Source organism: Pseudomonas sp. VE 267-6A, assembly GCF_024126555.1.
In the GTDB taxonomy this organism is placed as follows: Bacteria; Pseudomonadota; Gammaproteobacteria; order Pseudomonadales; family Pseudomonadaceae; genus Aquipseudomonas; species Aquipseudomonas palmensis.
In genome coordinates, this window is the sequence record NZ_JAMYBY010000022.1 from 85,557 (window position 1) to 106,833 (window position 21,277).

The window sequence follows — 21,277 nt, forward strand, 5'->3', positions numbered from 1 at the left end:
TCTCCGCGGTTCAAACGATGGTGAACAGCGGCTGGTCGTACTCAACCGGCTGGCCGTCTTCTACCAGAATGGATTCGATCACACCGCTGGTTTCAGCTTCGATGTGGTTCATCATTTTCATGGCTTCGACGATGCACAGGGTGTCGCCTTTCTTCACGGTCTGGCCGACTTCGACGAAGGCAGGCGAGGTAGGCGAGGCTTTGCGGTAGAAGGTACCGACCATTGGCGAGCGGGCCACGGTGCCGTTGAGCTTCGGCGCGGCTGGCGCTTCGGCGGCAGCCGGGGCAGCGGCGGCCACAGGGGCGGCGGCCGGTGCGGCAGCCATCGGGGCTGGCGCGTAGTACTGCTGGGCCGGGGTCTTGCTGTGGCGGCTGATACGGACGGACTCTTCGCCTTCCTTGATCTCCAGCTCGTCGATGCCAGACTCTTCCAGCAGTTCGATCAGTTTCTTGACTTTACGGATATCCATTAATCATCAACTCCCAAGGGTCGGTCAGGGTCGTATAAACGTGAATGTTAACGTTCGTACACGGCCCGGCCTGCGGCCAGGCTTCGGTTATTCAGGGTTTGGCGTGCGCTGCCAGGTGTTCCAGGGCGGACTCCAGGGCCAGGCGATAGCCGGTGGCGCCCAGGCCGCAGATCACCCCTACGGCGACGTCTGAAAAGTAGGAGTGGTGGCGAAACGGCTCGCGCTTGTGCACGTTGGACAGATGCACTTCGATGAATGGGATGCTCACCGCCAGCAATGCGTCACGTAATGCGACGCTTGTGTGCGTGAAAGCCGCCGGATTGATCAGGATGAAGTCCACCCCTTCGTTGCGTGCGGCGTGGATGCGATCGATCAGTTCGTACTCGGCATTGCTTTGCAGGTATTGCAGATGGTGGCCGGCGGCGCGTGCACGCTGCTCCAGGTCCTGGTTGATCTGGGCCAGGGTCACGGCCCCGTAGACGCCCGGTTCGCGGGTGCCTAGCAGGTTCAGGTTGGGGCCATGCAGCACCAGTAGCGTTGCCATCTGCGGTTCCTTTTATTGTCGGGCAAAAACGTAGCGCGGCGACTATGCCGCAAACTGCCGAGCACTGTCCAGTTACCTGCAATAGCCAGCACGATGACCGAGATTCGCGCGAAATTTATGACTATCTTGCCAATTTCGGTCATCCGTGGCGCTTTTCAAGCGGCCCCAGCAGTTATAGACCCACTTCGCTGCGAATGCGCGCCAGGTGTTCGGCAAATTCGCCGGCTTTTACCTCGCCTATCACCCTGCTGTCGGTTTTTTCGCTGCCGTTCGCGGCAAACACCAGGAAGCCCGGCGGGCCGAACAGCTGGTAGCGGTCCAGCAGCGCGCGTTGCTCGGCGTTGCTTTCGGTGATGTCGAACCGTACCAGGCGGTAGCCCTGCAGTTGCGCCTGCACGGCCGGATCGCCGAGCACGTCATGCTCGATCACCTTGCAACTGATGCACCAGTCGGCGTACCAGTCCAGCAGCAGCGGTTGCCCGGCCGCCCTGGCTTCGGCCAGCAGGCCATCCAGGGCGGCGGGGGTGTTAACCGTCTGCCAGGCGCTGACCGGTGCGGCCGAGGGGGTGCTGGCGGGGGCGGGGAGTGGCCGCAGCGGGTCGGCCTGGCCACTGAAGGCGCCGTACCAGCAGGCCAGCGCGTAGGCCAGCAGCAACAGGCCGAGCAGCTGCGCCAGGCGCTGGCCGGTGGTCTTCACGCCGAACTCCAGGGCGCCGAGGAACAACGCCACGCCGGCTGCCAGCAGGCCGATCAGCAGCAGGGTGAGCGGGCCGGGCAGCACGCGGCTGAGCAGGCCGATGGCCAGGCCCAGCAGCAGCACGCCGATGGCGTTCTTCACCGTGACCAGCCACGGCCCGCTTTTGGGCAGCCAGGCCGCACCGCCGGTGGCCACCAGCAGCAGCGGCGCGCCCATGCCCAGGCCCAGCGCGAAGAGTTTCAGCGCCCCGCCGATGGCATCGCCGCTGGCGCTTATATATAGCAGCGCACCAGCCAGTGGCGCCGACACGCAGGGCGAGACCAGCAGGCTGGAAACCACCCCGAGTACGGCGGCGCCCAGCAGCGAGCCGCCCTTGGTCTGCCCGGCCACGCGGTCCAGGCGGCTGCTGATGAACTGCGGCAGCTTCAGTTCGAACAGGCCGAACATGGCCAGGGCGAATACCACGAAGAATGCCGCGAAGGGCACCAGCACCCAGGCCGATTGCAGGCGTGCCTGCAAATTGAGCTGGGCGCCGAACAGGCCCATCAGCGCGCCGAGCAGGGCGAAGCAGGCGGCCATCGGCAGCACGTAGGCCAGCGACAGGGCCAGGCCGCGACCGCCACCGACCTGGCCACGCAGCACCACCCCGGAAAGGATCGGCAGCATCGGCAGCACGCAGGGGGTGAAAGTCAGGCCGACGCCGGCAAGAAAGAACAGCAGCATTTCCTTCCAGCTCCAGGCATTGCTGCTGGCCGGGGCGGCGGCGGTGGACGCGGCGCCGACGCCGTCGATGCTCAGGCGCTCGGTTTCCGGCGGGTAGCACAGGCCCTTGTCGGCGCAGCCCTGATAGCTCACCACCAGGGTGAAGGGGCGCTGGTCGGCAGTGCGTGGCAGGTCGATGTCGAGGATGCCGTGGTACACCTCCACGTCGCCGAAGTACTCGTCGTGCTTGGCCTCGCCGGCAGGTAGCTGCGCGGTGCCCAGGGCGATGTCGGCAGGTTCGGTACGGAACTGGAAGCGGTGGCGATAGAGGTAGTAACCCTCGGTGGTGACGAAGCGCAGCTTGATGGCCTGGGCGTCGCCCTGGATCAGGTTGAGCTTGAAGGCTTCGCGCACGGGCAGGAAGTCGGCGCTGTTGTTCAGGCCCGGTGCGCCGAGGGTGGCGCTGGGGCGGTTGTCGAGCAGCCCGGCGCCCATGGCGGGCAGGGCCAGGACCAGAAGCAGGAGGCAAAGCAGGCGACGCATGAGCGGTCTCGCTGGGGGGAACGTGGGGGCAATGATAACGGAGTTTGAGCAGGAGCAATCGAGTTGAACCCATCGCGGGTCAAGCCCGCTCCCACAGACAATGCATCTGGCTCAATCAGGATGCATACCTGTGGGAGCGGGCTTGACCCGCGAGAGTCCCCTGGATCAGACCCGGAACGCCTGCACGGCGGTGTTCAGCTCCCCGCCTAGGCGCAGCAGATGCTCACCCTGCTCGCGCCCCTCGCCAATGCGCTCCAGGTTGTCCGCGCCCAGTTCGTGGATCCGTTCGCTATGGTCGCGAATCTCGCTCACCGCACCGCTCTGCTGCGCGGTCACGTCGGCGATGCGTACGGCGGTCTGCGCAATGGTCTGGATCGCCGCGACAATCTCGTCCAGCGCTCCATCGGCCGACTGCGCCTGCTGGGCAGTGGCCTCGGCGTGCTCCAGTTGCGCGCGCATGCCTTCCACCGATTCGCGTGCCGCCTGCTGCAGGCGCGCGATCAGGGTCTGGATTTCGCCGGTGGCTCCGGTGGTGCGCTGGGCCAGCGAACGCACCTCCTCGGCCACCACGGCAAAGCCGCGGCCCATCTCGCCGGCCCTTGCCGCCTCGATGGCCGCATTCAGGGCCAGCAGGTTGGTCTGTTCGGCAATCGAGCGGATCACCGTGAGCACGCCGCCAATGGTCGCCGACTCCTGGGCCAGGCCCTCGATCATCTGTGCATTGCCCTGCACCTCGTCCACCAGCAGACGCAGCCCGCTCAGGCTCTGGCCGATCACCGCCTGGCCCTGTTCCACCGCCAGCCCCGCGTGGCGGCTGGCGTCGGCGGCCTGGCTGGCATCGCCGGCCACCTGGGTGATGGTGGCCTCCAGTTCGCCCAGCGCATCGCGGATCTGCGCGGTGTCGCCGGCCTGGCGCTCGGCGCCGTCGTGCAGCGCGCTGCTCATGCCGGCCAGGGCGTGGCTGCTGCCGGCCACCTGCTCGGCGTTGCTGCGGATGGTGCCCACCAGGTCCACCAGGTAGGCACGCAGGCGGTTGAGCGAGTCCTGGATGTCGTGCATTTCGCGGTTGCTGCGCCCCAGCGCAATGGCCTGGCTGAAGTCGCCGCCGGCCCACTGCGAGAGCGCCGGCGCCAGGTTGCCCAGCACCCGCGCCAGGCGCCGCTGCAAGGTGTCGATGAGCAGGGCGATCAGCAGGATCAACCCGATCATCAGGCCCTGGATCACCCGCACTTCGCCCTGGATCTGCCCATGCTGCGCGCGCACCCCCGGTTCCAGGTCGGCGATGGCCTGCTGCACGGCGGCCATGCGCGCCTGGGTGGTGGTGGCCAGTTCGGTACGGCGCTCGATCTGCGCGCGGGTGCGCTGCAGTTCTGCCGGGTAGCGCGCCAGCAAACTGCCCAGCTCGCGCTTGAGGGCCACGCCGACGTCTTCGGCGCTGGTGGTGGCCTCGCTCTGCAGGCCCATCATCGCGGCGAAGTCGTCGGCGCCGGATTCCACCGCCGCGGTCACGCCCAGCAATGGCAGGGCGTCGAGGGCTTTGGCCTGGGTGATGATCAGTTGCAGTTCGCGCTCCACCTCGTCGGCCAGCTCGCTGCGCCCGCTGCTCACCAGCTTGTCACGCGCCAGCGACAGGCGGCCCAGGTGCAGGCTGGCTTCCAGCAGTGCCGATTGGTAATGCGCCGCCTCGGGGTGGCCGCTGTCGTGGGCGTAGCGGGCGAGTTGTTCGAGGTTGGCGCCCAGTTCGCGTTCGGCCTGCAGCAACAGGGCCTGGGGGTCGCCGGCGAGCTTGCCGGCGGCCAGCAGCTCATTGGCGGTGAATGCCTGCAGGGTGTCGAGGCTGGGGCGCAGTTGCGCGGCCAGCTCATCGGGCAGCTGGGCCAGTTCCTGTTGCAGGTCCTGGGTGCTTTGCAGGGCGGTGGCGTGGCGCAGGGCATCGCCACTGTTCAGGTAATCCTGGGTGTTGCGGGCCACCTGGTTCTGGAACTGCTGGGACAGCGCCAGGTAACGCTCCATCAACAGGTAGGGCTGTTCCAGGGCACGTTGCGACCACCACAGGGTCGCCCCCAGGGCCAGGCACACGGTTACCAGCAGCAGGGTGTTCAGATTGGTCAGCAACTTCAGGCGCATGAGCGGGCTCTACCAACGGCGGGATGGCAAGTGCCTGAAGTTATTGCGTTTTTATGACGTGGTTATGACGCTGGCAGGGGTGTTGCGAAATAAAGTGGCTAAATGCTGGCCCTGTCGCCGGCAACGCCGGCTCCTACAGGGGCCGGGTTGCTGGCGAAAAGGCTCAGGCCTCGACCCGCTGTACGCAGTTGCGCCCCGCACCCTTGGCCAGGTACAGCGCCTCGTCCGCTGCGGTGGCCATGCTCAGCGCATCCAGCCCGTCGCTCAGTTGCACCACCCCGGCACTGAAGGTGCACGACAGGTCACGCGGCTGCGCCGGGTAGTGGATCTCGGCAAAGCGCCGGCGAATCTCGTCCAGCACCTTGTGCGCCGCGTGCAGGTCGGTGTTGGGCATCACGATGGCGAACTCTTCGCCGCCATAACGGCCGATGAAGTCGGTCTTGCGCAGGCGCTGCTTGAGAAACAGCGCCAGGCTCTTGATCACCCGGTCGCCCATGGGGTGGCCGTGGCTGTCGTTGACCTTCTTGAAGTGGTCGATGTCGAGCATGGCAAAGCTCAGCGGGCGGTCTTCGCGCCGCGCCCGGAAGCTGCAGTCTTCGAGCAGTTGCAGGATGTGCGTGTGGTTGTACAGCCCGGTGAGGCTGTCGCGCACCATGCGCGCCTTGAGGTTGCGCGCCCTGGCCGCACGGTTGCGCACGGTGGTGATCAGGTGGCGCGAACGGATCGGCTTGGTGAGGAAGTCGTCGCCACCCTCGCTCATGGCATCGAGCTGCTTGTCCAGGTCGTCCTCGGCCGACAGGTAGATGATCGGCACGCTCACATAGCGGTCGTTGTGGCGGATCACCTTGGCCAGCTCGGTGCCGGTGCAGGCGGGCATGTACATGTCGAGGATGATCAGGTCGGGCTGAAAGTCGGCCAGCTCGGCCATGGTCTGGATCGGATCGGTGAGGGTGCGGGTGACGATGCCGGCATTGTTGAGCAGGCGCTCGGTGTGCAGTGCCTGGGCCCGCGAGTCGTCGATCACCAGCACCTTGAACGGTTCGTACTGGGTCACGCTGGTGAGCAGCTCGACCTTTTCCAGCAGGCTGGAGGCCTCCAGGGTACCGGTGAGAAATTCCTGGCCGCCGGCGCGTACCGCGGCAAGCCGGGTGGGGGTGTCGGTTTCGTGCAGGCTGAAGAACAGCAGCGGCACGCGCTGCTCCAGGCCCTGCTGGGCCTGGGCAGCCAGCTGCAGGCCCTGGCCCTGGCCGCCGAAGTCGACATCCATGACGATCGCCGCCGGCAGGCGCTCGGCCATCGAGGCCTGGAAAGCCTCGGGGCTGTACAGCGGCTCGACCCCCAGGCCGAAGAACTCCAGCTGCTTGGCCAGGCGCTCGGCGCGCTCGTGGTCCTGCAGCATCACGTAGATGGGCTTGCGCAGCGGCGGCAGCGGGGTGCGCTCGAGCTGGTCGCCCTGGCGCAGCCCGGTACGCGACAGGCGCTGCATCAGGCGGTTGAGTTCGTTGATCAGGCTGCTGCTCAGGCGCGCGCTGTTGGCCTCCACCGCCGCCAGGGTCTGGCCGATGGCATCGGCCAGCAGGCTGTGCTCGGGCTGCTCGAAGCGTTCGGCGTAGCGCTGCAGGCGCAGGTTGGCCTCGCCCAGCTCGCTCAGGTCGCAGCTGGTCCACTCGCTGCGCTGCAGGCGCTGCCAGATCTCGAGAATTTGCCGGGCCTGGTGAATGACCCGCTGGGCAAAGTGTTGCTTGAGGCGCGCACGATTCGGGTCTTCTGGCTCGGTCATGTCCTGACTACTTGTAAGGGGTGAGGCAATTCGAGTGATGGCTCTATGCTAGCACCACTTTTCCGGCAATCGAGTGTGCTGCATCAATTAACTGGGGTGGCGCTAAATTCCTTTCCTGACCCGTTAGTCACTTATGCGAAGCGGCGCGCTTGATTTATAGTGCAGGCTTGGCTGGCGCCCCGGCCGCGCACGCTGGCACACAATGCTGGCCGGCGTGGGCACGAAGCGGGGGCCGCGCGGTCGAACCCTGGACACGACCTGACAGAAAGGACAACGCCATGCTGGACTGGAAAAACCGTACAGGCAAAGCCGAGGCACGCGAGCGGGTGGACGCCCGTGGCTCGGGCACCCGCAGCTACTTCGGCGGGCTGTTGTTCAGCCGGGCGCTGGGCACCCTGATCGGTCTGTACCTGCTGGTGACCATCGCCCTGGGCTGGTACTGGAGCCAGGAGCCCGACCTGTTCCCGGTGCAGCAGAACGCCCAGGCCGCCGCCGAGCGCAACGGCCAGCAGATGGTCGTCGGCTACACCACCGTCGAAACCCTCAAGACCGTGGTTGCCACCCTGCTCGACAAGCCAGGCGGCTACATCTCCAACGACCGCTTCCCGCCGGGCCTGTGGATGGACAACATGCCCAGCTGGGAATATGGCGTGCTGGTGCAGGTACGTGACCTCAGCCGTGCCCTGCGCAAGGACTTCGCCCGTTCGCAGTCTCAGTCGGCCGAAGACGCCGACCTTGCCAAGGCCGAGCCGCGCTTCAACTTCGACAACAAGAGCTGGATCCTGCCGTCGAGCGAGTCGGAGTACCAGGAAGGCATCAATTCACTGAACCGCTACCAGAAGCGCCTGGCTTCGCCCGACCAGCAGGGCGCGCTGTTCTACACCCGTGCCGACAACCTCAACAACTGGCTGGGCGACGTGGCCACGCGCCTGGGCTCGCTGTCCCAGCGCCTGTCGGCCAGCGTGGGCCGGGTCAAGCTCAACACCACCCTCAAGACCGAATCGGTGGTGCCGGGCCAGGTGCCGCAGCTGGACGAGGAAGTGGTCGAGACGCCGTGGCTGCAGATCGACAACGTGTTCTATGAAGCCCGTGGCCAGGCCTGGGCGCTGTCGCACCTGCTGCGCGCCATCGAGGTCGACTTCGCCGACGTGCTGGCCAAGAAGAACGCCACCGTCAGCGTGCGCCAGATCATCCGTGAGCTGGAAGCCTCGCAGGAGCCGCTGTGGAGCCCGATGGTACTCAACGGCAGCGGCTTCGGCATGTGGGCCAACCACTCGCTGGTGATGGCCAACTACATTTCCCGCGCCAACGCCGCAGTGATCGACCTGCGCCAGCTGCTGTCCCAGGGCTGATGCTGTTCAGCCAGAGCGAGGCGGCGCACCGCGCCGCCTCGGATGCCGAGCGCATCGCCTGGGTCGACGAGCAGGACAACCTGCTCGGCGCCAGGCCGCGGGCCGAGCTGCGCGAGCAGGGGCTGATCGGGCGGGGCACCTACATCCTGCTGTTCAACAGTGCCGGCGAGCTGTGCGTGCACCAGCGTACCCTGAGCAAGGCGATCTACCCCGGCTACTGGGATGTGGCCGCCGGCGGCATGGTCGACGAGCACGAAAGCTACGAGCGCTGCGCCGCGCGCGAGCTGGCCGAGGAGCTGGGGGTGAGCGGCGTGGCGCTGAGCTTCCACGAGCGCTTCTTCTTCGACCAGCCTGGCAACCGGCTCTGGTGCGCGGTGTTCTCGGCGGTCTGGGACGGGCCTTTGCGCCTGCAGCCCGAGGAGGTCAGCCAGGCCCGCTTCATGCCCTTGCAGGCAGCCCTGGACGACAGCCTGAGCACCCCCTACTGCCCCGACTCGCTGGCGGCGCTGAACCGTTTCGTGGCGCGGCGCGGCTGACGTCGCGAAAGCCAAGCAAAATGGCGCAGTTTTGCACTTAGCATTCGGCGCAATTGTGGTTACACTGCGCGGCCTTTTCACCCTGCCACGGCTTGCCGCGGCAGGTGCGCTGCCCCTGCCAGAGTGGGGCTTCGCGGTCGGTACCTCGCCCCGGGGCATCGACCAGTTTTTGTCCTCAACGCAGAGGATCAAAAGTGGCCAAGAAAGCCGCATCATTCGCCGCCCTCGGTGGCCTGGTGTTCTCCACCGATGCAGGCCGGCATTGCCCGGACTGCAGCAAACCCGTCGATGCCTGCATCTGCAAGCAGACACTCATCCCCGAAGGCGACGGCATTGCCCGTGTGCGTCGTGAAAGCAAAGGCCGTGGCGGCAAGACGGTGACCACCATCAGTGGCGTACCGCTCCCCCTGGATCAACTCAAGGAACTGGCCACCACGCTCAAGCGGCGTTGTGGTACGGGCGGCGCGTTGAAAGACGGCGTCATCGAGATCCAGGGCGACCACGTCGAGTTGTTGCTGGCCGAGCTGATCAAGCAAGGCTTCAAGGCGAAAAAGTCCGGCGGCTGATGGCCGCTGCGAGGTTTTTCCTGCAGCACTTCTAAACTCGTTCCCTGGGCAGGGGTCTATGCCTGAACAGGGAGAATCGTCATCTTCATTTTCTACACTGGCCAGCACGCCCTGGCCGGTGTTCACGACTTTCTTTATAGGGGACTTCGATGTCCGTACGACGCACACGCAAAGACGATGGCAGCCAATGGACCGTGGCCGACAGCCGCAGTGTTTACGGCATTCGCCATTGGGGCGCGGGTTACTTCGCGATCAACGAGGCCGGGCGCGTCGAAGTACGCCCCAACGGGCCGGACAGTGCGCCGATCGACCTGTACGAGCAGGTCGACGAGCTGCGCCAGAGCGGCCTGTCGCTGCCGCTGCTGGTACGTTTCCCCGACATCCTGCAACACCGCGTGCGCCAGCTGACCGGCGCATTCGACGCCAACATCGCGCGCCTGGAGTACCAGAGCCAGTACACCGCGCTGTACCCGATCAAGGTCAACCAGCAGGAAGCGGTGGTGGAGAACATCATCGCCACGCAGAACGTGTCCATCGGCCTTGAGGCCGGTTCCAAGCCCGAGCTGCTGGCGGTGCTGGCGCTGGCGCCCAAGGGCGGCACCATCGTCTGCAACGGCTACAAGGACCGCGAGTTCATCCGCCTGGCGCTGATGGGGCAGAAACTGGGTCACAACGTGTTCATCGTGATCGAGAAAGAATCCGAAGTGGCACTGGTGATCGAGGAAGCCGCCGACCTCAAGGTCAAGCCGCAGGTCGGCCTGCGCGTGCGCCTGTCGTCGCTGGCTTCGAGCAAGTGGGCCGATACCGGCGGCGAGAAGTCCAAGTTCGGCCTGTCGGCTGCGCAACTGATTTCGGTAGTCCAGCGCTTTCGCGATGCCGGCCTGGACCAGGGCATTCGCCTGCTGCACTTTCACATGGGCTCGCAGATCGCCAACCTGGCGGACTACCAGCACGGCTTCAAGGAAGCCATCCGCTACTACGGCGAGCTGCGTGCGCTGGGCCTGCCAGTGGACCACATCGACGTGGGCGGCGGCCTGGGCGTGGACTACGACGGCACCCACTCGCGCAATGCCAGCTCGATCAACTACGACATGGACGACTACGCCGGCGTGGTGGTGGGCATGCTCAAGGAGTTCTGCGACGCGCAGGGCCTGCCGCACCCGCACATCTTCTCCGAGAGCGGCCGCGCGCTGACCGCGCACCACGCGATGCTGGTGGTGCAGGTAACCGACGTCGAGAAGCACAACGACGAAGTACCCGAGATCGAGGACAAGCAGAGCCTGCCCGAAACCGTGCAGTGGCTGGCCGACCTGCTGGGCCCGACCGACATCGAGATGGTCACCGAGACCTACTGGCGTGCCACCCACTACATGAGCGACGTGGCCGCGCAATACGCCGACGGCAAGATCACCCTCGCGCAGAAGGCCCTGGCCGAGCAGTGCTACTTTGCCGTGTGCCGCCGGTTGCACAACTCGCTCAAGGCGCGCCAGCGCTCGCACCGCCAGGTGCTGGACGAGCTCAACGACAAGCTGGCCGACAAGTACATCTGCAACTTCTCGGTGTTCCAGAGCCTGCCCGACACCTGGGCCATCGGCCAGGTGTTGCCGATCCTGCCGCTGCATCGCCTGGGCGAAGAGCCGCTGCGCCGTGCGGTGCTGCAGGACCTGACCTGCGACTCGGACGGCAAGATCAACCAGTACGTCGACGAGCAGAGCATCGAGACCAGCCTGCCGGTACACGCCATCAACGAGGGCGAGGACTACCTGCTGGGGATCTTCCTGGTGGGCGCGTACCAGGAAATCCTCGGGGACATGCACAACCTGTTCGGTGACACCGACTCGGTGAACATCTACCAGAACCCCAACGGCAGCGTGTACCACGCCGGCATCGAGACCCACGACACCATCGAGGACATGCTGCGCTACGTGCACCTGTCGCCCGAAGAGCTGATGACCCACTACCGCGACAAATGCGCCAGCGCGAAGATCACGGCGCGTGAGCGTACCCAGTTCCTGGATGCCTTGCGCCTTGGGCTGACCCGCTCGTCCTACCTGTCCTCCTGACCGCTTTCGCCGGCAAGGCCGGCTCCTACAGGTTCATGCAATACCCTGTAGGAGCCGGCCTTGCCGGCGAAGAGGCCGTCATTCACGCCACAAACCACCCATCCCTACGCTGCAACCGCCACCCCATCACCCCCAGCGTCACCGCCCGCAGCCCCATGAACAGCAGAAAGCCCAGCCACAGCCCGTGGTTGCCCAGCCCGCTGGCCGCATAGGCGAACGGCAGTGCTATCGCCACGCTCAGCAGCATGCCGTTGCGCATCTCCCGTGCCCTTGTCGCGCCGATGAACAACCCGTCGAGCAGGTAGCTCCACACCGCCACCAGTGGCAGCAGCGCCAGGTATGGCAGGTACTCGAACGCCGTCTCGCGCACGCTGGGGATATCCGTCTGCAACTGGATGAACCAGTGCCCGCCCAGCAGGAAAACCCCGGCAAACCCCAGGCTGACGATCAACGACCAGCCACACGCCACCGTCATCGAACGGCGCAATGCGCCGCGGTCCCCGGCGCCGATCGCATGCCCGCACAGTGCCTCCACCGCATGCGCCAGACCGTCCAGTGCATACGCGGTCAGCAGCAGGCCGTTGAGCAGCAGCGCATTGGCCGCCACCGTCGCCTCGCCCAGGCGCGCACCCTGCACAGTGATCAGGAAGAACACCCCCTGCAACGCCAGGCTGCGAATGAAGATGTCGCGGTTCACGCTCAGCAGCGGGCGCCAGCTCTGCCAGCGCCTGAGCAGCGCCCAGGCCACCTGCCCGGGGTAGGCGCGCAGGGCCGGGCGCGTGAGCGCCAGGCCGAGCAGCGCGGCCGACCATTCGGCGATCACCGACGCCCGCGCCGAGCCCAGCACACCCCAGTCCAGCCCCAGCACGAACCACAGGTTGAGCACGATGTTGAGCAGGTTGGTGGTCAGCAGGATCGCCAGCGGGGCACGGGCGTTCTGCGTACCCAGAAACCACCCCACCAGGGCAAAGCTGGCCAGCGCTGCCGGCAGGCCGAGCAAGCGCGTGTGGAAGAACGCCAGGGTGTTTTCCTGCAGTGCGGCACTCGGTTGCATCAGGCCCAGTGCCAGGTGGCTGAAGGGAATCGCCAGTGCCCCCAGCAGCACGGCGAACAGCAACGCCAGCAGCAGCCCCTGCACCAGCACCTGGCGCAGCGCGGCGCCGTCGGCGCGTCCGGCCGCCTGGGCTGCAAAGCCGGTGGAGCCCATGCGCAGGAAGCCCATCAGAAACGCCAGGAAGGTATACAGGCTGGCGCCCACCGCCACGGCGCCGAGCTGGTGCGCGTGGGGCAGGTGGCCGATCACGGCGCTGTCCACCAGCGCCACCATGGGCACGGAAATGTTGGAAAGAATCATCGGCGCGGCCAGCGCCCAGACCCTGTGGTGGGTCGGGCGGTCGCGCCAGTCGCTGAGTAGTCGGGACATGCAGGCTCCTTGAGAACCGGCATTGTAGCCGCCCCCGGCACTAAAACTGGTGAACGCTGTCTCACGCCGGGCGCCTCGATCAGCGATGCCCGCGAGCTTGCTATATAGTGCTCGTCTCAGACCCTGCTACCGGAAGAGTTACCCTCCATGCTCAACAAAGGATTGTGGCTGGCGTGCGCCATGGCGCTGCTCAGTGCTTGCGACTCGTCTACTGATAAACCGGCCCCGGCCCCCGCGCCAACGGAACAGGCCGCCCCGGTAGCCCCGGCGCCGGCCCCCGCCGAACCGGCCGCGCCCGCAGCTGCACCGGCCCCGGCGGCGACCCCGGCGCCCACCCAGGCGAGCCTGGGCGAGCGCTACGCCGGTCGCGAGCTGACGGTGGTAGACGTTTCCGAAGTGCAGGTCGACGGTGCCAGCGCCTTGTCGGTGACCTTCTCGGTGCCGCTGGACAAGGACCAGAACCTTGCCGAGCGCGTGCACCTGGTGGACACCACCCGGGGCAAGCTCGACGGCGCCTGGGAGCTCAGCGAAAACCAGATGGAGCTGCGCCTGCGTCACCTGGAGCCGCAGCGCAAGCTGGTGCTGACCGTGGATGCCGGCCTGCTCGGGGTAAACGGCAAGAAGCTCCCCAGCGAGTACGTCAGCCGCCTCGAAACCCGCGACATGCAGCCCACCGTGGGCTTCGCCAGCCGCGGCTCGCTGCTGCCCACGCGCCTGGCCGAAGGCCTGCCGGTGATCGCGCTGAACATCGACAAGGTGGACGTCGAGTTCTTCCGCATCAAGCCCGAGTCGATGTCCAGCTTCCTGGCCAGCTGGGGCCGCAACACCTCGCTCGAGTACTACAACTCCGAAGAACTGTTGAGCAAGGCCGACCTGGTGTATGCCGGCCGCTTCGACCTGAACCCGGTGCGCAACACCCGCGAAACCCTGCTGCTGCCGATTGCCGGGATCAAGCCGTTGCAGGAACCGGGGGTGTACCTGGCGGTGATGCGCGCCTCGGGCCGCTACAACTATTCGCAGCCGGCCACCCTGTTCACCCTGAGTGACATCGGGCTGTCGGCGCATCGCTACACCAACCGCCTGGACGTGTTCACCCAGGCGCTGGACGGCGGCAAGGCCCTGGACGGGGTCAACCTCGAACTGCTCGACCGCGAAGGCAAGCTGCTGGCCCAGGCCAAGACCGACGGCGATGGCCATGCGCAATTGCCGATGCCGCCCAAGGCCGACGTACTGCTGGCCAAGCAGGGCGTGCACACCACCTTGCTGCGCCTGAACAGCGCCGCGCTCGACCTCTCCGAATTCGCGCTGACCGGGCCGCAGGCCAACCCGCTGCAGTTTTTCGTGTTCGGCCCGCGCGACCTCTATCGTCCGGGTGAAACCGTGCTGCTCAACGGCCTGCTGCGCGACCAGGATGGCAAGCCGGTGAAAGCCCAGCCGGTCAGTGTCGAGGTGCGTCGTCCGGATGAACAGGTCAGCCGCAAGTTCGTGTGGGAGGCCGATGCCAATGGCTTCTACCAGTACCAGTTGCAACTGGCCAGCGAAGCCCCGACCGGGCGCTGGCAGCTGGTGTTCGACCTGGGCGGCGGCAAGAAGCAGGTGTTCGAGTTCCTTGTCGAAGACTTCATGCCCGAGCGCCTGGCCCTGGAACTCAAGGGCAGCGCGACCCCGCTGAGCCCGGGTGAAACCGCTGAAATCCATGTCAATGGCCGCTACCTCTACGGCGCCCCGGCCTCGGGCAACCGCCTCAGCGGCCAGGCCTACGTGCGCCCGCTGCGCGAAGCGGTGCCGGCCTTGCCGGGCTACCAGTTCGGCTCGATCACCGAGGAAGACCTGAGCCACGACCTGGAACTGGACGAAACCACCCTGGACGCGTCGGGCGATGCCACGCTGCAGATCGAAAGCCGCTGGTCCGAGGCGCATTCGCCGCTGCAACTGAGCGTGCAGGCCAGCCTGCAGGAGTCCGGTGGCCGGCCGATCACCCGGCGCCTGGAGCAGCCGATCTGGCCGGCCGAGCGCATGCCCGGCCTGCGTGGGCTGTTCGACGGCGAAGAGGTCGACGGCAACACCCCGGTCGAGTTCGAACTGCTGATGGCCGACCGTGACGGCCACAAGCTGGCCGCCGACAACCTCAAGGTGCGCCTGATTCAGGAGCGCCGCGACTACTACTGGAACTATTCCTCCAGCGATGGTTGGGATTACAACTACAACGAGAAATTCCTGCTGCAGTCCGAGCAGCCGGTCAGCATCAAGGCCGGCAGCACTGCCAAGCTGAGCTTCCCGGTGGAATGGGGCCCGTACCGTGTCGAGGTCGAAGACCCGAGCACCGGCGTGACCAGCAGCGTGCGCTTCTGGGCTGGCTGGCGCGCCCAGGACAACACCGACGGCGGCGCCGTGCGCCCCGACCAGGTCAAGCTGGCGCTGGACAAGCCGGCCTACGCCGATGGCGCCACCGCGCAGATCACCGTGACCCCGCCGGCTGCCGGCAAGGGTTACCTGATCGTCGAGGGCAATGACGGCCCGCTGTGGTGGGAAGAAATCGACGTGCCTGCCGAAGGCAAGACCTACGCGGTCAAGCTCGACCCCAAATGGGCCCGCCACGACCTGTACGTCAGCGCCCTGGTGATCCGCCCTGGCGAGCGCAAGGCCAATGCCACGCCCAAACGTGCCGTGGGCGTGCTGCACCTGCCGCTGGATCGCGCCGAGCGCAAGCTGGCGCTGACCCTCAAGGCCCCGGAAAAGATGCGTCCCAAGCAGCCGCTCACCGTCAAGGTGCAGGCGCGCAATGCCGATGGCAGCATCCCCAAGCAGGTGCAGGTGCTGCTGGCCGCGGTGGACGTGGGCATTCTCAACATCACCAGCTACGCCACCCCCGACCCGTTCACCGGCATGTTCGGCCGCAAGGCCTACGGCGCCGACCAGCTGGATATCTACGGCCAGCTGATCGAAGCCGGGCAGGGCCGCCTGGCCAGCCTGGCATTCGGCGGTGACGCGGCCATGGCCAAGGGCGGCAAGCGTCCCAGCACCAGCGTGACCATCGTGGCCCTGCAGAGCGCCCCGGTGACCCTGGACGCCAAGGGCGAAGGTCAGGCGACGGTGGACATCCCCGACTTCAACGGCGAGCTTCGGGTGATGGCCCAGGCCTGGACCGACGAGCGCTTCGGCATGGCCGAGGCCAAGACCGTGGTCGCCGCGCCGCTGATCGCCGAACTGTCGGCCCCGCGTTTTCTGGCCGGCGGCGACCGTACCGAGCTGGCGCTGGACCTGTCCAACCTGTCGGGCAAGGCGCAGAAGTTCACGGTCAAGGTGACCACCGAGGGCCAGTTGAACCTGCTGACCCCGTCCGAGCAGCCACTGAGCCTGCGTGACGGCCAGCGCGTGACCTCGCTGCTGGGCGTGCAGGCCGTGGGTGGCCTGGGCCAGGGCAAGGTCAAGGTGCAGGTCAGCGGCCTGGTGCTGCCGGGCGAACCGAACACCGCCTTCACCCGCGAGTGGACCCTGGGCATTCGCCCGGCCTACCCGGCGCAGCTCAGGCACTACCGCGCCGCGCTCAAGGACCAGCCATGGACCTTGCCCGCCGAGGACCTGGCCGCGTTCGAACCCCAGGGCCTGGAGGCGATGCTGTCGCTGTCGAGCCGCCCGCCGCTGAACATCGCCGAGCAGATCCGTGCCCTCGAGGCTTATCCCTATGGCTGCCTGGAGCAGACCACCAGCGGGCTGTACCCGTCGCTGTACGCCGATGCCGAGACGCTCAAGCGCCTGGGCATCAAGGGTGAAGAGCCCAAGGTGCGCCAGCGCAAGATCGAGATGGGCATCGAGCACCTGCTCGGCATGCAGCGCTACAACGGCAGCTTCGGCCTGTGGAGCGCGGACGACAGCGAGGAGTACTGGCTGACCGCCTACGTCACCGACTTCCTGCAGCGTGCCCGCGAGCAAGGCTATGCGGTGCCGCCCGAGGCGCTGAAAAAGGCCAACGAACGCCTGCTGCGCTACCTGCAGGAACGCAACCTGATCGAGCCGTACTACACCAGCAACGCCGAGCACAGCCGCTTCGCGGTACAGGCGTATGCGGCGCTGGTGCTGGCGCGTACCCAGCAGGCCCCGCTGGGTGCCCTGCGCAGCCTGTTCGAGCGCCGCGCCGATGCACGCTCGGGCCTGCCGCTGGTACAGCTGTCGATCGCACTGGACAAGATGGGCGACAAGCCGCGCTCGGCGCAGGCCCTGCAGGCGGGCCTGGCGGTCAAGCGCCAGGACGTGTGGCTGAGCGACTATGGCAGCCCGGTACGTGACGAGGCGCTGATCCTGGCCCTGCTCGAAGAGAACAAGCTGGCCACCGACCAGCTCGACCAGCGCCTGTTCGAGCTGTCGGACAAGATGGCCAGCAGCTCGTACCTGTCCACCCAGGAGCGCAATGCGCTGTTCATGGCCGGGCGTGGCATGCTCAAGCAGCCTGAAGGCCGCTGGAGTGCACGCCTGGACAGCGCGGGCGAGCTGCGCGACCTGGGCCCGACCCAGGCCGGGCTCAAGCTGGAGGGGCCGTTGCTGGCCTCGCCGCTGACCGTGACCAACACCAGCGACAAGACCGTGTACCAGCAGTTGACCGTGTCGGGTTACCCGCGCTTCGCACCCCGTGCGGTGGGCACCAACATGAGCATCTACCGCGAGTACCTGGGCATGAATGGCCGGGCACTGAACATCAAGGCGGTCAAGAGTGGTGACCTGGTGCTGGTGCACATTGGTATCCGCGCCAACGAGCGGGTGCCGGACGCGCTGATCGTCGACCTGCTGCCGGCGGGCCTGGAGCTGGAAAACCAGAACCTGGCGCAAAGTGCGGCCAGCCTGGACAACGCCAGCAGTGCAGTGAAGGAATGGCGTGAAGCGATGCAGAACGCCAACGTGGTGCACCAGGAGTTTCGCGATGACCGCTACGTGGCGGCGATGAACGTCGACCCGTATGGGGTGACGCACCTGCTGTACCTGGCCCGTGCGGTCACGCCGGGCACCTACCGCGTGCCGCCGGTGCAGGTGGAGTCGATGTACCGGCCCAACTGGCAGGCGGTGGGCGAGAGCCCGGGTGACATGGTGATTCTGGGGCGCTAGTCAGGCCCCATCGCGGGTCAAGCCCGCTCCCACAAGGGTCGCAGTAATCCCTGTGGGAGCGGGCTTGACCCGCGATGCTGTCACCGCACCACCCAGCTCAACACCCACAACCCCAGCATCAGCCAGATGATCCCCATGATGATCGAGGCGCGCATGAACGCGCGCACCGCCGAGTACAGCAACAGCAGGCCGATCACCAGCATCAGGATGCTGACCAGCGAGGTGTCCATGCCCAGTGTGCGTGCCAGGCCGTCGATGAAGTTGCCGCCGGCATTGGCCAGTAGATTGAACAACCCGCTCAGGGCATCCACCACGAAGCGGATCACCGCGCCAAGCGCTTGCCCCAGCCATTCGAAAAAACCTTCTACATGCATAATCGCTTCCTGATCGACGCTACGGCGCAGTCGCCGTGCCCAGAGCTTTGGCCATCATCCTGCCGGCTCGGTTCCTCACCCACGCAAAAAGGTGTCCGCGCCTGATGTTCAGCTTAGCCCGACCCCGCTCGCGCATCGCCCGGCTGCTGTGCGCCGCCTTTGCCGGCGTGCTGTTGCTGTGGCTGGCTGATCGCCTGTGGCCATTGCCGATGCCGGCCGACGATCTGGCGCGGGTGGTGCTGGCCGAAGACGGCACGCCGCTGTGGCGCTTTGCCGATGCCGAGGGCGTGTGGCGCTACCCGGTCACCCTCGATCAGGTGTCGCCTTACTACCTCGAAGCCTTGCTCACCTACGAGGACCGCTGGTTCTACCGGCACCCCGGGGTCAACCCGCTGGCCCTGGGCCGTGCCGCCTGGCAGAACCTAACGGGCGGGCGCGTGCTGTCGGGCGGCAGCACGCTGTCGATGCAGGTGGCGCGCCTGCTCGACCCGCACTCGCGCACGCTGCCGGGCAAATTGCGCCAGGTGTGGCGCACCGCGCAGCTGGAATGGCACCTGTCCAAACGCCAGATTCTGGAGCTGTACCTCAACCGCGCACCGTTCGGCGGCACCCTGCAGGGTGTGGCGGCAGCCAGCTGGGCGTACCTGGGCAAGTCGCCCTTGCAACTGACCCCGGCCGAGGCTGCGCTGCTGGCGGTGCTGCCCCAGGCGCCCAGCCGTCTGCGCCCCGACCGCCACCCGGAGCGCGCGCGCCTGGCCCGGGACAAGGTGCTGCAACGCCTGGGCGAGTACCAGGTGTGGCCGCAGCAGCGCATCGCCGAAGCGCAGGAAGAACCGCTGCTGCTGGCACCACGCCAGGAGCCGGCGTTGGCTCCGCTGCTGGCTCGCCGGCTGAACCGTGCCGACAGCCCGCCGCTGATCCACACCACCCTCGACGCTGCGCTGCAACGGCGCCTGGAAGACCTGCTGCTGGGCTGGCGCGCACGCCTGCCCGAGCGCACTTCGGCGGCGATCCTGGTGGTGGAGTCGCAGAACATGGCAGTGCGCGCCTACCTGGGGTCGGTGGACCTTGGCGATGAGCGCCGTTTCGGCCACGTCGACATGATCACTGCCCTGCGTTCGCCGGGCTCGACCCTCAAACCGTTCCTGTACGGCATGGCCATGGATGACGGCCTGATCCATTCGGAGTCGTTGCTGCAGGATGTGCCACGCCGCTATGGCGACTATCGCCCCGGCAATTTCTCGATGGGTTTCAGTGGCCCGGTGGCGGCCAGCTCGGCATTGGCGTTGTCGCTCAACCTGCCGGCGGTGCAGTTGCTCGAAGCCTACGGGCCCAAGCGCTTTGCCGCGCAGATGCGCATGGGCGGCATGCCGCTGAGCCTGCCGATGGCAGCCGAGCCGAACCTGTCGCTGATCCTGGGCGGCGCCGGCAGCCGCCTCGAAGACCTGGTCAGTGGCTACAGTGCGTTCGCCCGCGACGGCATGAGCGCGCCGCTGCGCCTGCAACCGGATGCGCCGCTGGTCGAGCGCCGGCTGCTGTCGCCGGGCTCGGCGTGGATCATCCGGCGCATCCTCAGTGGCCAGGCGCGTCCCGACCGCGACCCGCACGCCGAACTGGTGCAGCGCCCGCAGCTGGCCTGGAAGACCGGCACCAGCTACGGCTTTCGCGATGCCTGGTCGATCGGCGTGGGGCCGCGCTACCTGATCGGCATCTGGATCGGCCGCCCCGACGGCACCCCGGTGCCGGGGCAGTTCGGCCTGGCCTCGGCCGCGCCGCTGATGCTGCAGGTGCATGACGTGCTGAGCAACCGCGACAGCCAGCGCGGCATTGCCGCCCCGGTGCCGGCAGTGCCGGGCAACGTCGGGGTGGCCGCGATCTGCTGGCCGCTGGGCCAGCCCATGGCACGTACCGACCCCAACTGCCGGCGCCAGCGCTTTGCCTGGACCCTGGACAACACCACGCCGCCGACCCTGCTCGCGCAGGACCAGCCCCTGGGGGTGGGGCTGCTGGAGAAGGTATGGGTGAATGCCCGGGGCCTGCGAGTGGATGCAGCCTGTGCGGGGGCCGCGCCGCGCGACATCGCGCTGTGGCCGGCACCACTGGACCCGTGGTTGCCGCGCCTGGAGCGGCGCGAGGCGCGTTTGCCGGCCATCGACCCGAGCTGCCCGCCGCAGGTACCGGCCAGTGCCGCGCCGTTGTCGGTGGTGGGGATACGCCCGGGCGACCAGTTGCGCCGTCCCGCCACCAGCCGCGATGCCCTGCACCTGAGCGTTTCGGCGCTGGGTGGCGAAGGCCAGCGCTGGTGGTTCCTCAACGGCGCACCCTTGGGCGAGACCACAGCCCAGGCGGCGCTGGCCGTGAACCTGGAGGAGGTGGGGCGCTACGAGCTCAGCGTGCTGGATGCCAGCGGGCAGACCGCGCGGGTCGAGTTCCAGGTCAACGACTGACCGCGCACCCGTAAGATGGATATAACGCGAAAGGGGAAGGGCTGCCAAAGCACCTTCCCCTTGCTTTCAAGTGCCTGAAGCAAAAGGGCTTTTGCTGGTGCTGCGACTGTATATATCGGGTTAATACCAAGCTCAGAATTGTTCCCCTTGCGCCTGCGCGCTCAGATAGCTGCAACGGACGTGGAGTGGCCGGAAACCCGGTGCTTCACACCTATAAAAGCAGCGGCAGCAGTAGCAGGGAGTCGCCATGAAAACTCAAGCGTGGATCAAAGCAAGTACGGCAGTGATGTTGATCTTGACCGTGAGCCTGGCCGGTTGCAGCAGCGGCGGTGGCGGTCACAAGAGTCACGTAAGCAGTTCCACACCCGATTCGGGTACCGATGGCGGCAGTGGTGGTGGCGGTACCGGCGGCGGTACTGACGGTGGTGGCGGCACAGGTGGTGGCGGTACGGACGGCGGCGGTGGTACTGGCGGTGGCGGTACGGACGGCGGCGGTGGTACTGGCGGTGGCGGTACGGACGGCGGCGGTGGTACTGGCGGTGGCGGTACGGACGGCG

13 protein-coding genes are annotated in these 21,277 nt (G+C 66.8%); 6 read left to right on the plus strand and 7 right to left on the minus strand.

Annotated features, from left to right (window positions below; genetic code table 11):
• Positions 1–10 precede the first annotated feature (10 nt).
• From accB to NJH59_RS22465, 5 genes are all read right to left on the minus strand, one after another.
• On the minus strand, positions 11–469 hold the full coding sequence (gene accB / locus NJH59_RS22445) for an acetyl-CoA carboxylase biotin carboxyl carrier protein (protein WP_043860462.1): 459 nt from the start codon (positions 467–469) through the stop codon (positions 11–13).
• A gap of 91 nt (positions 470–560) precedes the next feature.
• Positions 561–1,013 carry a type II 3-dehydroquinate dehydratase gene (gene aroQ / locus NJH59_RS22450; RefSeq protein ID WP_043860461.1) on the minus strand — a complete coding sequence of 151 codons (453 nt, stop codon included), beginning with the start codon at positions 1,011–1,013 and terminating at the stop codon, positions 561–563.
• 172 nt (positions 1,014–1,185) lie between these two features.
• Positions 1,186–2,955 carry a protein-disulfide reductase DsbD gene (locus tag NJH59_RS22455; RefSeq protein ID WP_104572965.1) on the minus strand — a complete coding sequence of 590 codons (1,770 nt, stop codon included), beginning with the start codon at positions 2,953–2,955 and terminating at the stop codon, positions 1,186–1,188.
• A 165-nt stretch (positions 2,956–3,120) separates the two neighbouring features.
• On the minus strand, positions 3,121–5,082 hold the full coding sequence (locus NJH59_RS22460; RefSeq protein WP_054916139.1) for a methyl-accepting chemotaxis protein: 1,962 nt from the start codon (positions 5,080–5,082) through the stop codon (positions 3,121–3,123).
• Positions 5,083–5,245: 163 nt separating this feature from the next.
• Positions 5,246–6,862, minus strand: a complete 1,617-nt coding sequence (locus NJH59_RS22465) for a PleD family two-component system response regulator (RefSeq protein WP_043860458.1) — start codon at positions 6,860–6,862, stop codon at positions 5,246–5,248.
• A gap of 278 nt (positions 6,863–7,140) precedes the next feature.
• Between NJH59_RS22465 and NJH59_RS22470 the strand changes: the two genes are divergently transcribed.
• The 4 genes from NJH59_RS22470 (at position 7,141) to speA (ending at position 11,379) form a co-directional block, all read left to right on the plus strand.
• Positions 7,141–8,214 (plus strand): DUF2333 family protein, encoded by a 1,074-nt coding sequence (locus NJH59_RS22470; protein WP_043860457.1) that lies wholly within the window; start codon positions 7,141–7,143, stop codon positions 8,212–8,214.
• Positions 8,214–8,750 carry an NUDIX hydrolase gene (locus tag NJH59_RS22475; RefSeq protein ID WP_253087334.1) on the plus strand — a complete coding sequence of 179 codons (537 nt, stop codon included), beginning with the start codon at positions 8,214–8,216 and terminating at the stop codon, positions 8,748–8,750. The genes NJH59_RS22470 and NJH59_RS22475 overlap by 1 nt, the downstream gene beginning before the upstream one ends.
• Before the next feature lie 194 nt (positions 8,751–8,944).
• Positions 8,945–9,316 (plus strand): translation initiation factor Sui1, encoded by a 372-nt coding sequence (locus NJH59_RS22480; protein ID WP_043860455.1) that lies wholly within the window; start codon positions 8,945–8,947, stop codon positions 9,314–9,316.
• 149 nt (positions 9,317–9,465) lie between these two features.
• Complete coding sequence (speA, locus tag NJH59_RS22485) at positions 9,466–11,379, plus strand: arginine decarboxylase (protein ID WP_043860454.1); 1,914 nt, start codon at positions 9,466–9,468, stop codon at positions 11,377–11,379.
• 82 nt (positions 11,380–11,461) lie between these two features.
• Here the strand turns inward: speA and NJH59_RS22490 are convergent, their stop codons facing one another.
• Positions 11,462–12,802, minus strand: a complete 1,341-nt coding sequence (locus NJH59_RS22490; RefSeq protein ID WP_078481555.1) for an MATE family efflux transporter — start codon at positions 12,800–12,802, stop codon at positions 11,462–11,464.
• A gap of 147 nt (positions 12,803–12,949) precedes the next feature.
• Between NJH59_RS22490 and NJH59_RS22495 the strand changes: the two genes are divergently transcribed.
• Positions 12,950–17,899, plus strand: coding sequence for an alpha-2-macroglobulin (locus tag NJH59_RS22495; protein WP_253087335.1), 4,950 nt, complete (start codon positions 12,950–12,952; stop codon positions 17,897–17,899).
• A gap of 80 nt (positions 17,900–17,979) precedes the next feature.
• On the opposite strand, the gene NJH59_RS22500 is transcribed toward NJH59_RS22495, so the two are convergent.
• Complete coding sequence (locus NJH59_RS22500; RefSeq protein ID WP_043860925.1) at positions 17,980–18,273, minus strand: hypothetical protein; 294 nt, start codon at positions 18,271–18,273, stop codon at positions 17,980–17,982.
• A 104-nt stretch (positions 18,274–18,377) separates the two neighbouring features.
• Here NJH59_RS22500 and pbpC point away from each other — a divergent pair, with 104 nt between their 5' ends.
• On the plus strand, positions 18,378–20,720 hold the full coding sequence (pbpC, locus tag NJH59_RS22505; RefSeq protein ID WP_253087336.1) for a peptidoglycan glycosyltransferase PbpC: 2,343 nt from the start codon (positions 18,378–18,380) through the stop codon (positions 20,718–20,720).
• Positions 20,721–21,277 lie beyond the last annotated feature (557 nt).